We start from the raw sequence: 14705 nt of genomic DNA, 5'->3' as shown, positions 1-14705 counted from the left end.
TGCATCACATGAACCTCCAGGGGAAAACCGCCCTTGTCACCGGTGGCGGCCGCGATATCGGCCGATCGGTCTCGATTGCCCTTGCCCGCGCGGGCGCGCGCGTTGCGATCAACTACAACAGCGGCCGCGAAGCGGCTGAAGAGACGCTCGCCGCGATCAAGGCCGCGGGCGGCGAAGCCTTCCTTATCCAGGCCGACGTCACCGACAGCAGCGCCGTGAGGGCGATGCTTGACGAAGTCGGGATCGCATTCAGCGGCCGCCTCGACATTCTCGTCAATCTCGCGGGGGGCATGGTCGCGCGCAAGACGCTCGGCGAGATGGACGAAGCCTTCTTTGACCAGGTGATGACGCTCAATCTCAAATCGGCCTTTCTTGTCCTGAAAGGGGCGCTGCCCTTCCTCGGGGAAGGTTCTGCGGTTGTGAACGTGTCGAGTCTCGCCGGCCGCGACGGCGGCGGACCCGGCGCGTCGGTCTATGCGACCGCGAAGGGAGCGATGATGACCTGGACGCGGTCGATGGCGAAGGAGCTCGGTCCGCAGGGCATCCGCGTCAACGCGGTCTGCCCCGGCCTCATTGGCACCAGCTTCCACGATATCTTCTCAAAGCCCGAAGGGCGCGCCGCGACCGCGGGCAACACGCCGCTGCGCCGTGAAGGCCATCCCGACGAAGTTGCCGACAGCATCACCTACCTTGCATCGCCGGCCGCAAGCTTCCTCACCGGCGTGTGCCTCGACATCAACGGCGGCCTCGCCTTCTCTTAAGCGGGAGATCCTAAATGCGCCGACTGATCACGAGCCTCATCGCTGCCACGGTTCTCGCCGGCGGGGCGCAGGCCACCGAGCGCGAGCGCACCGACGCGCCCCCGCTCGAGCCCTACAAGATCATTCTTGTCGGGGATTCGACGATGGCGCCGCATAGCGGCTGGGGCGGCGCCTTTTGCGCCAAGCACGTCAAATCGTCGGTCGCCTGTCTTAACACCGGCCGCGGCGGGCGCAGCACGCGCAGCTATCGTCAGGAAGGCTCGTGGGCCATCGCGCTCGCGGAGGCGAAGGTCGCTGGATATCGGGGCACTTTTGTGCTGATCCAGTTCGGGCACAACGACCAGTCGAGCAAGGCTGAACGCTGGACTGATGAAACCACCGAGTTCCCCGCAAACTTGAAACGATTCGTCGCCGAGGTGCGCGCGGCCGGCGCGACTCCGGTGCTTCTCACGCCGCTAACCCGCCGCGAGTTTCGCGATGGCAAGCTCCAGAACACGCTCGAGAGCTGGTCGGATCAGGTGCGCGCGGTCGCAAAGGCTGAGGGCGTGCCCCTCGTCGACCTCAACGCGCTGAGCGCTGCGCAGACGCAGCAGATGGGGGCGGAAACCGCAACCCAGCTCGCGCAAGAACCGCCGACGGCGGAGGAGCTCGCGGCCGCGAAATCCGGAACGACGCTCAAGGCGCGGCCTGCGCCGCCGCCGCCGCCTCGGATCGAGGGGAAAGGACCCCGCGGCCAAGTGACCCGCAAGTTCGACTATACGCACCTCGGCGACGTCGGGGCGGAAGTCGTTGCCAAGCTTGTCACGCAGGCGCTCGCCCAGGCCGTTCCCGACCTGCGCAGCCAACTCGTCCGTTAGCGCCCGGCTGTTCTGGACTGTCCAGTTTGACTGACACAGTGGTTGACAAACTGGTATAGATATTCGACTAGCCGGTTCCGAAAAGACTCGATTTACCAAGGGGAGAGATACAGTGAATTCTCGCAATCCGACCCGCGCGCTGCGCGCCGCGCTTCTCGCAGGGACCGGCCCAATGCTCATTGTTGCAATGCCTGCAGCGGCGCAGGACGCGGGTGCTGCGGCTCAGGATGATAGTGATGCGATCGTCGTCTCGGGCATCCGCGAAACAATCCAGAGCTCGATCGAGGCAAAGCGCCGCGAGACCGCGATTGTCGACACGTTGGCGGCCGATGATATCGGCGACATCCCCGCCATCTCGGTCGGACAGGCAATCCAGACAATCACGGGCGCCACGACTCACCGTGAAAAGGGGGATGCGTCCGAAATCGCCCTGCGCGGCCTTGGGCCCTTCCTTTCAAACTCGACGTTCAACGGCCGCGACGCGACCAACGGAAGCGGCGATCGCTCGGTCAATTTCAACCAGTTCCCTTCCGAACTGGTCAACCAGATCAAAATCTACAAGACGCAGCAGGCAAACCTCGTCGAGGGCGGTGTCGCCGGCACGATCGAGATCGGCACTTTGCGTCCGCTCGATTATGGCAAAACACGCATTCAGGGCGAGCTCAAGGCCCAATATAATCCCTATGGGGACCGCATCGTTGGCGGCAGCGGCGGGGTCGGCTGGCGCGGCACGCTGAGCTATGTCGACCAGTTCGCGAACGACACCATCGGCATCTCGATCGGCTTCCAGCGCAACGACACGAACAATCCCGAGGAAACCTACGCCGCGAGCACCACCTGGACCGCGTGCCGCGCCGACGTCACGGTCATCAACAATAATTGCACGGAACTCAGCCGCGACAATTATGGTGACGGGATACCCTATTATCTCGTCCCCAACAGCTACATATTCCGCCAGATCAGCGAGACCGACCAGCGTGACGCTGTTTTCGGTGCGATCCAGTGGCGTCCCTCGGACCAGTTCAACATCAACCTCGACCTTCAATATTCGGACCGCACCTTTGTCGAAAACCGGCGCGACCTGACTATCTCGGAGGCGCGGCGCAGCCTGACCAACGTCGAGTTCGACGAAAATGGCATCGTCTCGCACCTGGAAGGGTCAAGTTCGCTCGAATCGAACGGCTCGACGCTGACACGCTCGGAGGAATATCTGGGCGGCGGCCTTTCGGTCGAATGGACGCCATCCGACCGGCTGACCCTCACGGCGGATGCGTCATACTCGCGCACGATCCGTTCCGAAACCGAGCGCAATTTCCGCCTGCGCACCGACCGGATGGACGTTAACGGAGTCCGCACCGAGATCGACGATCAGCGCATTCCCTATATCTACGATATCGCGCCGGGCAGCTTTATCCCGACGATTACGATCGACCCGCGCTTCGACCTCAACAACCACGACCTTTTCTGGGACGACGCCCGCTTCCGCCGCGACGAGAGCCGCCGCTACAACAAGATCGTCGCGGGACGCTTCGACGCCAAATATGAGCTCGACGGCTTCCTGAGCGCGCTGTCCGCTGGCGTCCGCGTCGCGCAGCTCAAGTTCAGCGACTATGACGTGCGCAACGGCGACTTCAACGAAAACCCTGCAATTGAGGAAGATCGGCGGATCAACAACATCTGCCGCCAGGCTTTTCCGCAAACCGATTATCTGAGCGACGCGCCGGGCAATAGCATCCACAGCTGGGCGACGTTCGACGTTGATTGCCTCTTCCGCGAATATCTGGGGACCGAAGATCCGGGTCTTCCCGACGACCTGCGCTCGGTTTCCAACCGCGACGTCACCGAGCGCACCTATGCGGGCTATCTGATGGCCGATTATGACAGCGAGATCGGGTCGACGCCGGTTCGCGGCAATTTCGGCGTCCGTGTCGTCAAGACCGACGTGACCTCAAAAGGGCTCCGAAGCGATCTTGTCCTCGTCGACAATGGCGATGGAACCTTCCACCTTGACGAGACGGGTGATTTCGAAACCGAAACGATCAAGGCCAGCACCACGCGCATCCTGCCGAGCGTCAACGCCATCTTCGAGGTCGCGCCGAATACGCTGCTGCGCGTGGCGGGATATCGCGCCATGTCGCGTCCCAACCCCAGTGCGCTGGGCGCGGGCCGGACCATTACGCTGGAGGACGGAGGCAGCTTCACCTCGATCGAAAATGCGATCGACAATGTCCGCGCCAATGGCAGTCCGCGCCTGAAGCCACTGATGTCGTGGAACGCCGACGCCGCGCTCGAATGGTATCCCAACAAGGACACGATGCTTGCCGCGACGGTCTATTACAAGCAGTTCACCGGCGGATTTCAGCCAGTCGTCTACGACGAGACTTTCACGATCGATGGTCAGCAGGTCACCGTTCCGGTCACCCAGACGCGCAACAGCCCCGACAAGTCACGGGTCTACGGCCTCGAACTGACGGCGGCAACGCGCTTCAGCTTTCTGCCAAAGCCCCTCGACGGGCTGGGCGCGAAAGTCAGTTACAACTATGCCGACGCCAATTTCGAGAATGAGGATATTCGCCTCGGCGACATTTACGATCCGGAGACGGAAACCGTGTCGCCCGGCCTGATCGCCCCTGCTGGCCTGTCGGGCTATTCCAAGCACGTCCTCTCGGCGCAGGCCTATTATGAGATCGGGCCGGTTTCCTTGCAGGCTATCTACAATTACCGGTCGAACTATTATCAGGACTTTGTCGGAGGCAACAGCCAGCTGCGCTTTGTCGCACCGAACGAAACCTTCGATTTCCGAGCCTCGCTGGCCCTGATGAAGGGGGTGTCGCTGCGGTTCGAGGCGCTCAATATCTTCAACGAGCCCAAGACAACGTACATGCCGGTCTACGGCAGCAGCCGCCAATATCATTATTACGGCTCTAAATATTTCATCGGTATTCGCGCGCGGATCTGACGGGGAGATAAGGACGTTCGGTCATGGCTTCAAAATTGTCATACCTGATTGTATGCAGGGGCTGACGCCTATGTGGGGAGACGATTAAGTCATGGCCGAACGCCGCCTTTTTGAAGATGTTGCCGATGCGATTCGCCGGCTGATTCTCGATGGAGTCTATCCGCCGGGAACGCGGCTGCCCGGGGAGCGTGAACTTTCCGAACGCTTCGAGGTGAGCCGCGTGACGATCCGCGAGGCGGAGATCGCACTGCAGGCAACCGGGTGGATCCATATCCGCACCGGCGCCGGCGCCTATGTCCAGGCAAAGCTGCCTGGCGATGGCGGCATCTTGCCTCAGGTGAGTGCCTTCGAGCTCACCGAAGCACGCTCGCTGTTCGAGGCCGAGGCGGCGGCGCTCGCCGCTCCGACCATCTCGGCTGAAACGCTCGCGAAACTGGAAGGCCTGCTCGAGGCGATGGCGAACGAAGACGCGAGCGAGGACGAGATCAGCGTGATCGATCGCGAGTTTCACATGACGATCGCCGCTGCGTCGAACAACAAGGCGATCATTCATGTCATCGAAAGCCTGTGGCGAATGCGCCTTGAACTGCCCGAGGTGCGCACCAGCCATTCGATGATCTGCCGCAAGGACGGTGCGGCGCGCCAGGCCGAACATGCCGGGGTGGTCGAGGCGCTCAGGAAGCGCGACGCCGGCGGAGCGCGGCTTGCGATGCGGCGCCATTTCAATCGCCTGCTCGAATCGATGCTCGACGAGACCGAGGAACGCGCCATGGTCGAACTGCGCCAGCGTGCCGCCGAAAGTCGCGAACGTTATCTCCTGAGCGCCAAGCTCGCCTGATGCGCCGCGCTTCTCTCCCATGAGCGCCGGAACGGGCGCAGCTGCCGCGCTGCTTCATGCACGCCGCTCGGGCCGGGCACTGGCGGCCTTTCCCGCGCCCGTCCCTGCGACCCTCGCGGACGCTTATAGAGTCCAGCGGGACATTTGCGCTGCGCTCGGCGTACCGGTGCTCGGATGGAAAGTCGGTCGCATTCCGCAAGCGCTGATCGAGACGCTGGGAGCCGAGCGTCTCGCCGGGCCGGTGCTCCGGGTGGCGGAACTTGATGGCGAAGTGCCCGGCGCCGCCCGCGTCTTTGCCGGCGGCGTGGGGGCGATCGAGGCCGAAGTCATGCTCCGCCTGTCCGCTGTCCCCACCCGCCGCGTCGCAAGCGATCAGGACGCATTGAACTTCGTAGGCGAAATCCGTGCGGGCTTCGAGGTTGCAAGTTCGCCCGCCCCCGACGTTCACGATCACGCGCCCTACGCGATCATTGCCGATATCGGCATCAACAATGGTCTCCTTCTCGGCCCGCGCCTTGAAGCCGAGAGCTTCGAGCGGATCAAGGTCATCACCGAGATCGAGGGATCGCGCGTTGGCTCGGGCCGCCCCTGCGACATTCTCGATGGCCCGCTCGGCTCGCTGCGCTTTCTCGTCGACCTCCATATGGACGGCGTGATTGCATTGGAAGCGGGGCAATGGATTTCGGCAGGCGCCGTCACCGGCGTGCATCCGATAGCGCCCGGCCAGACCGCAGCTGCGCATTTCGGCGAAACGGTGCGTATCGCCTGCACCGCCCGCCCCGACCCCGGATTTGCGTCATGATCGAACCTGCCAAGACCATCGTCTGTTTCGGCGAGATCGTTCTTCGACTAGCCGTTCCCGTCGGCGAGCAGCCGCTCCAGTCGCCGCGTTTCGACGTCCACGTCGGCGGCGCCGAGGCAAATGTTGCGGTCGCGCTCGCTGCGCTCGGCCACCGGGTGCGGATGGTCAGCGCGCTTCCTGAAGGTCCGATCGGCGATGCCGCAATCGCCGAGCTGCGTCGCCACGGAGTCGACACCAGCGCCATTCTGCGCCGGCCGGGGCGCGTCGGCCTCTATTATCATCTGCCGGGCGGGCCTGCACGCACGAGCGAGGTCGTCTACGACCGAGACGACTCGGCCTTCGCCACCGCCGAAGCCGATGAATGGAACTGGGACGCGCTTCTCGCCGATGCGAGCTGGCTTCACCTCTCGGGCGTCACCCCCGCGCTCGGCCGGCAGAGCGCCGACGCTGCGCTCGCCGCCGCGCGAACGGCGCGCGCTGCCGGGCTCGGCCTTTCGTTCGACGGGAATTGGCGCGGCCGTCTCTGGGAGCGCTGGGAGGCCGATCCGGCCGCGACCCTGCGCGCCATCATCAGCGAAGCGAGCCTGCTGTTCGGCAATCACCGCGACGCCGCCCTTCTTCTAGGCCGCGATTTTTCGGGCGAAGGCGGCGAACGGCGGCGCGAGGCGGCGCTCACATTGCTCAGCGCCTTCCCGAACCTCGAGCATATCGCCTCGACCGCGCGCCACATCGTGGGGTCCGATCGGCACGAACTTGCCGCCCGCATCGACTGCCGCGATGCCAGTTGTCAGACCGAGGCGCGCGTGGTCGCGCCGATCGTCGACCGGATTGGCACGGGCGACGCCTTTGCCGCCGGAGTGCTGGACGGTCTGTTCAAAGGCGCCAGTATCGAAGATGCTGCAGCGCGGGGCCTGGCACTCGCGTCGCTCAAGCATGGCCTGCGGGGGGATTTCGCACCCTTCTCACCCGCAGCCGTCGCCAGCGCAGCCGGCGGACCAAGCGACGTCGCGCGCTAGGGCCTGCGGACAGCTTGTGCTCAGCGGCGACCCAGTTGCTGCAAACCGGCGCCGGGAGACGAACCGAATGCCGCTTTACGGCTTGTCAGGGTCCTGGAACAATCGCCCGCCCCTCATATCGGCAATTGCGTCGTGCACTTGATCTGCTCCATCGCAAAGGAAGAGCTGACATCATAGATCGCGGTGCTTTTGATCAGCGCTCGATAGATGCGGTCATAGTCGGCAATATCCTTGCACACGATCTTGAGCAGATAATCGACGTCCCCGCTCATTCGATAGAATTCGACCACTTCGGGGATCGCTGCAACCGTTCTGGCGAAATCAGCTAGCCATGTTTCATGATGCTGGTTGGTCTTGACCGCGGCGAATACGGTCACCCCCAGATCCAGCCGTTCTCGATCGAGGATGGTGACGCGTTCGACGATATATCCCTCAGCTTCGAGCCGCTTGATGCGCTTCCAGCAGGGACTGGAAGACAGGCCCACTTCGCTGGCGATGTCGCCAAGCGAACGCGATGCGTCAGCCTGCAACGCGCGCAATATCTTTCGGTCGATCAAGTCGAGCAAACTTTGCCACCTCGTCCAAAATTTGTGAAATAATTTGCGGAGTTTTACACGAAAGGTGGAATATTTGGAAGAACATTCTCCCGCCACGGCGCTAAAAGTCCCGGCGAAGGAGAAATGAGGTGATAAAGCACCTGTTTATTGCGCATCCCGCCTCGGTTGGCGAAAGCTATGGCGAGCATTTTCGTCACGCTCTTGGCTTTTCCGCCGCAATGTTCCTTGGTGCGCTCGCCTGCCTCGTCCACGCCGTCATACCAATGGCCTTCACCCGAACCGGCAGTGGAATCATCGCACGCCTTCATGATCGCATGGTGGTCAATCGTATCCGTAACCGCTAACCCGAAGGGCAGGCCCGAGGCGGCCCGGCGAGGCGCCTGTGTTGGCCTGCGTCGATCAGGGAAAATCGTCATTCGTTGGAGGCCCGAGCCGGAATCGAACCGGCGTATACGGATTTGCAGTCCGCTGCGTCACCACTCCGCCATCGGGCCTCGCGCCGAACTGCCGTTGCCGCACGAGCGGACGGCCGGGTGTTGGACGGGTTGCGCTAGTGGGGGGCTTTCGCCGCCTTGTCAAGGATTCGCCTGACCCGCCGCGATTATCGCGATCCGGGGTTGGCGGCGTTCCTCTGCGCCGCTATGCGCGGCGGCAACGCGGGCAGCAGGGCTGTATTACTATTGCAATACAGCGCGGCTTCGGCTAGAGCTGCGCCGCGAGGTTGAAACTCCAGGAATCGGATGGCAGGCATGGCAACCCAATTGAGCGATATCAGCGCGGCCGAGATGCGCTCGGCCATGATCGACAGCCAACTTCGGACCAACGACGTCATCGACCCCGCCGTCGTGGCTGCGATGGCCGCCGAGCCGCGCGAGGCGCATGTGCCCGCCGCGCTCGCGAGCGTTGCCTATATCGACCGCGCGATCGACCTTGGCGGCGGGCGCTACCTGAATGCTCCGCTCGTCACCGGCCGGATGCTCGTCGAGGCAGCGATCCGCCCCGGCGCCCGCGTTCTGCTCATCGGCGCCGCGACAGGCTATAGCGCGGCCCTGCTCGCCCGCCTCGGCGCTGAAGTTCACGCGCTCGAAGAGGATGCCGCGCTGATCGCAGCGGGACGCCAAGCGACGGCTTCGGATGCTATTCGCTGGATCGAAGGTCCGCTTTCGGGGGGAGCTCCCGATGGCGCCCCGTTCGACCGCATCATCATCGACGGCGCAATCGAGGTTCTTCCCGATGCGATCGCCGACCAACTTGCCGAAGGCGGCAAGCTGGTCGCTGCCCGGCGCGAAGGCGCGGTTGTCCGCCTGGTTCAAGGCGTGAAGGCGGGCGGCATCGTCGCGCTGCGCCCGTTTGCCGACATGGACGTCGCGCCCTTGCCCGGCTTCGAGGCGCCTGCCGGGTTCCAGTTCTAAAAACCTTTCTCTCCCTTCTCATCAGGCTGAAACGATCATGTACGATCCAGACCACAGATTGCCCCGCAGCCGCTGGCTCGCCGGCCTGGCGGTCAGCGCTCTGATGATGGCGTCCGCGGCCCAGGCCGAAACGCTGCAGGGGGCGCTCGCAAAGGCATATGAGAATAACCCAACGCTGACCGCGGCCCGTGCGGGGCAGCGGGCGAACGACGAAAATGTGCCCATCGAGAAGAGCTTCGGTCTCCCGAGCATCGGCACGAGCACCGACTATACCGAGAATATCGTTATCCCGGGCAACAGTTTCTCCTCGCCCGCCCGCTCGATCAGTGCGGGCGCCCAGCTGTCGGTCCCCATCTATCAGGGCGGCGCGGTCCGCAATGCGGTGAGGGCAGCCAAATATCGCGTCGAGGCGGGCCAGGCTGATCTGCGCGCGACCGAGGCGAGCGTCTTCGCGCAGGTCGTCGGCGCTTATATGGACGTGCTGCGCGATATGGCGATCGTCCAGCTCAACCAGAACAATGTCTCCGTCCTGCGGACCAATTTGCAGGCGACAAGCGACCGGTTCGAAATCGGTGACCTGACGCGCACCGACGTTGCTCAGTCGGAAGCACGGCTTGCGCTTGCAGAAAGCGATTTGCGTACCGCCGAGGCGAATCTCATCGCCAGCCGCGAGGCCTATATACGGCTCGTCGGCGAGGCACCGGTCGACCTTCAGCCGCCTCCGCCGCTCCCGAACCTGCCGGCGACCGCGGAGGATGCGGTCGCAATCGCGCTCGCCAACAACCCTGACATCGAGGCGGCAAATCAGCTGGTCAATGCATCGCGCGCCGACATCGGCACCGCGAAGGCCACCCGGGCGCCCAAATTGTCAGCGACGCTCGGCGGAGGCTACAACAATTTCCTCGGCTCGCTGTCGAGCGGGGTTCCCGGGGTCGGCGTGTCGCAGGAAACGTCGAGTGCGGCGGCGGGCGTCTCACTGACCATCCCGGTCTTCCAGGGCGGGCGTCCCTCGGCACAGGTCCGCCAAGCGCAGTCGCGCTCGAGCCAGGCGATCGAGACCTATGTTGCGACCGAACGCGACGTCATTGCCCAGACCCGCGGCGCCTATGCCGCGTGGCAGGCGAACGAGCGAGTGATTGCAGCCACGCAGCAGGCGGTGAGCGCCAATGCGCTGTCGCTTGAAGGCGTGCGCGCAGAAAACAGCGTCGGCACGCGCTCGATTCTCGACATCCTCAATGCCGAGCAGGAATATCTCAACACACAGGTCCAGCTCGTCTCGGCGAAGCGCAATAGCTATGTTGCCGCCTTCTCTGTTCTCGCGGCGATGGGCAAGGCCGAGGCACGCGACCTCGGCATCGAGGGCGGCCCGCTCTATGACCCTGCCGCCAATTATGCGCGCGTGAAGGGTCAGATCTGGGACTGGGCTGACGATCCTGCGCCGCAGCAGCAGGCAACCGACACGCGCAGCGTCGCCGCGGCTGACGCCAGCGTGCCCGAGGGCACCAATCCCCTGATCGGCCCGGTTGACCCCGCGCTCCAACAATAGGGCTTGGCAAGGTTCCTCCCCGCCCGGTAAGAGATGGTTAACCGCCCGTGAGGGGCGCGCCGGAAGGGACATATATGGGCGACCTGTCGCGAGAACCGTCGATGGAGGATATTTTGTCGTCGATCCGGCGCGTGATAGCGCGGGACGAGGCGCCCGGATCCGCGCGCGCGCCCAGCCCCGCCGACGACATCCTCGATCTCGCCGAGGAAGAAGCCGATGAGGCCGCGGCCGCCACCCCGGTGGCTGACGAGGAACTCGTTTCTTCCGAAAGCGCCGACGCCGCACGCCAGTCGCTCAGCGCCCTGAGCGCCGCAATTACTGCGCCCGCTCCCGCCGCGACCGCGCCCGCCGCGACCGCCCCGGGTGGCCGCACCGTGGAAGAAGTGGTGCTGGAGGCGCTACGCCCGATGCTCAAACAATGGCTCGACACCCATTTGCCGGCCATGGTCGAGTCGATGGTGGCAAAGGAAATCAGCCGGATTACCGGGCGGCGGCTTTAGGCGCGCGCCGCTTTTGAGGCCTGTTCGCCCTGAGCTTGGCGAATGGCGCCTTTTTCCCGGCGGGAACGGATGATGGACAGGGCTTCGAGACGCTCTGCGCGCACCATTGTGCCGGGCTTGAAGTGACCTGCTCTACCCCGCCCATTCCTCCAGCAAATGCCGCGCAATGGCGAGCGGCGGCGGGGCCATGAAGGGGGCACCCATGTCGCCCGCGAGCGCCGCGCGAACCTCGGCGCGGTCTACCCACATCGCAGCCTCGATCTCGGTCGTGTCGAGCGTCAACGCGGGTCCGAGCGCCCGGGCCCGGCAACCGATCATCAGCGAGGAAGGGAAGGGCCAGGGCTGACTTGCGACGTAAGAGACGTCGGTCACGCGGATCCCCGCTTCTTCGAACAATTCGCGGGCAACCGCTTCTTCGAGCGATTCTCCCGGCTCCACGAAACCGGCGAGCGCGGAGAAGAAACCGGGTTGGAAGCCCGGCTGGCGGCCGACGAGCACGCGCTCTTCAAACTCGGCGAGCATGATCACAACCGGGTCGACGCGGGGAAAATGTTCGGCCCCGCAGGCACTGCATTGCCGCCCCCAACCGCCCCGGAACAAGGAGGTCGGCGTGCCGCAAACCGCGCAGAAGCGGTGCCGCGCGTGCCAGTCTACGAGGCTACGCGCGCCGCCATAGAGCGCCGCTTCCTCGGGCGAAAGGAGTGGCAGCAGCCGCATCACGGTGCGCGAGCGCGCATCGATGCGCTGCCCGGGCCCGGGCTCGCGCACGAAATGCGGGACCCCGGCCTCGTCGAGGCCGAGCAGGATCACCGCCCGATCATCGGCAGGATCGAAGGGCTCCCATCGAAGGCCTCCGCGCTCGCCGGGAATCGGATCAATACCGTCAAGTGCGAGGCACAAGGCGCGCGGATCCGCCATCGCGGCTGCAAAGCGTTCCGCATCGACGCGCACCTGGTCGGCGCGATCGAGCCTTGCCCCTGTGAATCCGAGCGGCATGGCCATCAGCGCAGTGCATCCTCGTAGAAGGCCTTGGCAAAGCCGGACTGGAAGGGGAGGGCGTCGGAGGGCATATATTGGGTGTAGCCGCCAACACGGTAACCGCGCACGCGGTCGACGAATCCAACGGTGCCCGCCGCGCCCGCCCAGCCGTAAAGCCCCTCGCCGGTAGCCGAGGTCGGCAGCGACACGCGCCCGCCGGCGCCGAAACCTTCGCCCTCGATGAAGGTGCCCTTGCGGTCGACCGCGTCATCGATGAGGTTCGACATCGCCAGCCGCGCGGTCTCCGTCTTCATGATCCGCACCCCGCCTGTCTCGCCTTCGCCAAGCAGCATCGCAAGGAAGCGGTCATAGTCGCGCGCGCTCGACACCAGCCCACCGCCGCCGAATGGATAGGGCGGCTTGTCGAGGTAGATCGAGCTCGTCGCGGGATCCATAGGGATCAGCACGCCCCCGACCGGCGCATAGTTGGTTGTCAGCCGGTGCACCTCGCTCGCTGGCACCTGGAACCAGGTGCTCTTCATGTCGAGCGGATCGAAGATGCGTGTCTTGAGGAAGGCGTCGAAAGGCTGGCCCGACACGACCTCGATCAGCCGCCCTGTAAGGTCAAGGCTGACCGAATAGCTCCAGCGCGTGCCGGGTTCGTAGACCAAGGGAAGCTCGGCAAGCCGGTCGGCAAAGACGGCAAGGCTGGGCGCCGCGGTGACGGGCGCGAGGCCGGGGATCGGCAGGCGGCTCACCTGGCCGCCCACGATGCCCGCGGCGTCATAGGCGGCCTTGATCGGCCCCTTCTGGATGATGTTGTAGCCGAGCCCGGCGGTGTGGGTAAGAAGGTGGCGAACGGTGATCTGCGTCTTCGCCGGATGCACCTCGGTGATTGAGCCGTCGGGCACATTCTGCACCTTCATTGCCTTGAAGGCGGGGAGGAAGTCGGCGATCGGCTGGTCGAGTCCCATCTTGCCGTCCTCGATCAGCAGCATCGCCGCGATCGCGGTAACGGGTTTGGTCATCGAATAGAGCCGCCACAGCGTGTCGGGGCCTACCGGCCTGGCCGAATCCATCGCCTGCGTGCCGTAGCCGAAACTCAGCGCCTCCTCTTGCCCCTTGCCGATGCAGGCGAGTGTGCTCGCAAGTTCGCGGCGGTCGACAAAGCCTTTGATGAAGGCATTGGTCGCGGGGTAGAGACTCGCCCCGTCGGCCCGAAAGCCCCACGCCGTACCGGGCAGGAGCGCGGCGGCGCCGCCCAGGGCCATTCCGCCGAGCAGCGCGCGGCGCGTCACCATCATGTTCATTCGTCCATCTCCCGCAGCCTGTCGATCAGCTTGCGATAGAGCGTGGGCAAGCCCGCCGCGTCAAGCGCCGAGAGCGGCCACCATTCGCCTTCCGCTGCGGCATCGGTGGCTTCGCCTGGCCGTTCGCCGCGCACCAGGGTGAGGCGCAACTCGAAATGGGTAAAGCTATGGTCGACCCGCGCAATGCCCGACTCGCGAGGCGGGGTCGCGCACCATTCTCCGCCCGGGAGCGCGCGCATTCCGCCTAGCATGCCCTTTGCCGGGCGCCGAACGAGCCAGATGCGCTCGTCGCGCTCGATCCAAAGCGCAACGCCGTAACGCTGCGGCTTCGCCTTTTTCGGCGGCTTTACCGGCAGCCGCTCGAGGTCGGCGCAGCCACGCGCGCGGCAATCGTCCATCACCGGGCAGAGCGAGCAGGCAGGGCTTCGCGGCGTGCAGATGGTCGCACCAAGGTCCATCAGGCCCTGGGCGAAGTCGCCTGGGCGATCGTTCGGAACCAGCGGCGCAAGCGCGGACTTGATCTCGCGCTTTGCAGCGGGGAGCGGCGTTTCGATGAGGCTGTGGCGCGCGATCACGCGCTCGATATTGGCATCGACCACCACCGCCGGACGGCCGAAGGCAATCGCTGCAACCGCCGCCGCGGTATAATCGCCGACCCCGGGCAGCGCGCGAAGGCCGGCCTCGGTCTGGGGAAACCGCCCGCGATGCTCAGCCACAACTGCACGCGCGCAGGCAAGCAGATTGCGCGCGCGGGCATAATAGCCGAGCCCCGCCCACGCCGCCATGACGTCAGCATCGTCGGCGGCTGCCAAGTCGGCCACGGTGGGCCAGCGAGCGGTAAAGCGCTCGAAGTAACCCGCGACCGCGGCGACCGTCGTCTGCTGGAGCATGATTTCCGCCATCCAGACGCGGTAGGGATCGGGCATCGCGCTGCTACCCGGTGGCACGCGCCACGGCAGGCGCCTTGCCGCGCGATCATACCAGGCGAGCAGGCGCGGCGCGAAGTCGCGCGCCGCGGATGCGGCGCCATTGGTCATCGCCCGCCGCTCCGTCCTTCAATGAGCAGACCCACCGAGCACGCGTGCGGAACGGCTCTGCCCGGGTGTGCATGATCGCCGTCGCCTCTCGTGCGCGCCCGGGTGCCAAGCTGGTCCTGCACGGCCGGTGCA

Annotated in this window: 14 protein-coding genes and 1 tRNA gene; 9 read left to right on the top strand and 6 right to left on the bottom strand. The window is 64.9% G+C overall.

Annotated elements, in window-relative coordinates; all coding sequences use genetic code 11:
* Positions 1-8: 8 nt before the first annotated feature.
* The 6 genes from LH20_RS00360 to LH20_RS00335 all read left to right on the top strand — a co-directional run bounded on the left by LH20_RS00360 (position 9) and on the right by LH20_RS00335 (position 7233).
* Positions 9-761 (top strand): SDR family NAD(P)-dependent oxidoreductase, encoded by a 753-nt coding sequence (locus LH20_RS00360; protein WP_053552507.1) that lies wholly within the window; start codon positions 9-11, stop codon positions 759-761.
* A gap of 14 nt (positions 762-775) precedes the next feature.
* Entirely contained in the window at positions 776-1618 is an 843-nt protein-coding gene (locus LH20_RS00355) for a rhamnogalacturonan acetylesterase (RefSeq protein WP_053552506.1), read from the top strand.
* Between the two features lie 112 nt (positions 1619-1730).
* Positions 1731-4577, top strand: coding sequence for a TonB-dependent receptor (locus tag LH20_RS00350; protein WP_053552505.1), 2847 nt, complete (start codon positions 1731-1733; stop codon positions 4575-4577).
* A gap of 91 nt (positions 4578-4668) precedes the next feature.
* Positions 4669-5415, top strand: a complete 747-nt coding sequence (locus LH20_RS00345) for a FadR/GntR family transcriptional regulator (RefSeq protein ID WP_053552504.1) — start codon at positions 4669-4671, stop codon at positions 5413-5415.
* 19 nt (positions 5416-5434) lie between these two features.
* Positions 5435-6217, top strand: a complete 783-nt coding sequence (locus LH20_RS00340) for a hypothetical protein (protein WP_053552503.1) — start codon at positions 5435-5437, stop codon at positions 6215-6217.
* Positions 6214-7233 carry a sugar kinase gene (locus tag LH20_RS00335; protein ID WP_053552502.1) on the top strand — a complete coding sequence of 340 codons (1020 nt, stop codon included), beginning with the start codon at positions 6214-6216 and terminating at the stop codon, positions 7231-7233. The genes LH20_RS00340 and LH20_RS00335 overlap by 4 nt, the downstream gene beginning before the upstream one ends.
* 113 nt (positions 7234-7346) lie before the next feature.
* Here the strand turns inward: LH20_RS00335 and LH20_RS00330 are convergent, their stop codons facing one another.
* From LH20_RS00330 to LH20_RS00320, 3 genes are all read right to left on the bottom strand, one after another.
* On the bottom strand, positions 7347-7799 hold the full coding sequence (locus tag LH20_RS00330) for an Lrp/AsnC family transcriptional regulator (protein WP_053552501.1): 453 nt from the start codon (positions 7797-7799) through the stop codon (positions 7347-7349).
* Between the two features lie 44 nt (positions 7800-7843).
* A complete protein-coding gene (locus LH20_RS24315; protein ID WP_158501076.1) occupies positions 7844-8206 on the bottom strand; it encodes a hypothetical protein in 363 nt (120 codons plus the stop codon).
* A gap of 4 nt (positions 8207-8210) precedes the next feature.
* Positions 8211-8284, bottom strand: a tRNA-Cys gene (locus tag LH20_RS00320).
* A 255-nt stretch (positions 8285-8539) separates the two neighbouring features.
* Here LH20_RS00320 and LH20_RS00315 point away from each other — a divergent pair.
* The 3 genes from LH20_RS00315 (at position 8540) to LH20_RS00305 (ending at position 11248) form a co-directional block, all read left to right on the top strand.
* Positions 8540-9202: a protein-L-isoaspartate O-methyltransferase family protein gene (locus tag LH20_RS00315; protein ID WP_083455535.1), complete on the top strand. Its 663-nt coding sequence runs from the start codon at positions 8540-8542 to the stop codon at positions 9200-9202.
* A 37-nt stretch (positions 9203-9239) separates the two neighbouring features.
* On the top strand, positions 9240-10748 hold the full coding sequence (locus LH20_RS00310; RefSeq protein WP_053552499.1) for a TolC family outer membrane protein: 1509 nt from the start codon (positions 9240-9242) through the stop codon (positions 10746-10748).
* 74 nt (positions 10749-10822) lie between these two features.
* On the top strand, positions 10823-11248 hold the full coding sequence (locus LH20_RS00305) for a DUF2497 domain-containing protein (protein WP_053552498.1): 426 nt from the start codon (positions 10823-10825) through the stop codon (positions 11246-11248).
* 132 nt (positions 11249-11380) lie between these two features.
* Here LH20_RS00305 and nudC read toward each other — a convergent pair whose 3' ends face one another.
* Genes nudC through LH20_RS00290 form a run of 3 tightly spaced genes read right to left on the bottom strand, consistent with a single transcriptional unit; the run spans position 11381 to position 14573 of the window.
* Positions 11381-12250: an NAD(+) diphosphatase gene (gene nudC / locus LH20_RS00300; protein WP_053552497.1), complete on the bottom strand. Its 870-nt coding sequence runs from the start codon at positions 12248-12250 to the stop codon at positions 11381-11383.
* Positions 12250-13536: a serine hydrolase domain-containing protein gene (locus tag LH20_RS00295; RefSeq protein ID WP_053552496.1), complete on the bottom strand. Its 1287-nt coding sequence runs from the start codon at positions 13534-13536 to the stop codon at positions 12250-12252. The genes nudC and LH20_RS00295 overlap by 1 nt, the downstream gene beginning before the upstream one ends.
* Entirely contained in the window at positions 13533-14573 is a 1041-nt protein-coding gene (locus LH20_RS00290) for an A/G-specific adenine glycosylase (RefSeq protein WP_053552495.1), read from the bottom strand. Before LH20_RS00290 ends, LH20_RS00295 begins: the two co-directional genes overlap by 4 nt.
* Positions 14574-14705 lie beyond the last annotated feature (132 nt).

Origin of the sequence: Sphingopyxis sp. 113P3 (assembly GCF_001278035.1) — a bacterium.
Lineage (GTDB): Bacteria > Pseudomonadota > Alphaproteobacteria > Sphingomonadales > Sphingomonadaceae > Sphingopyxis.
This window is presented reverse-complemented; position numbering and strand designations above follow the sequence as displayed.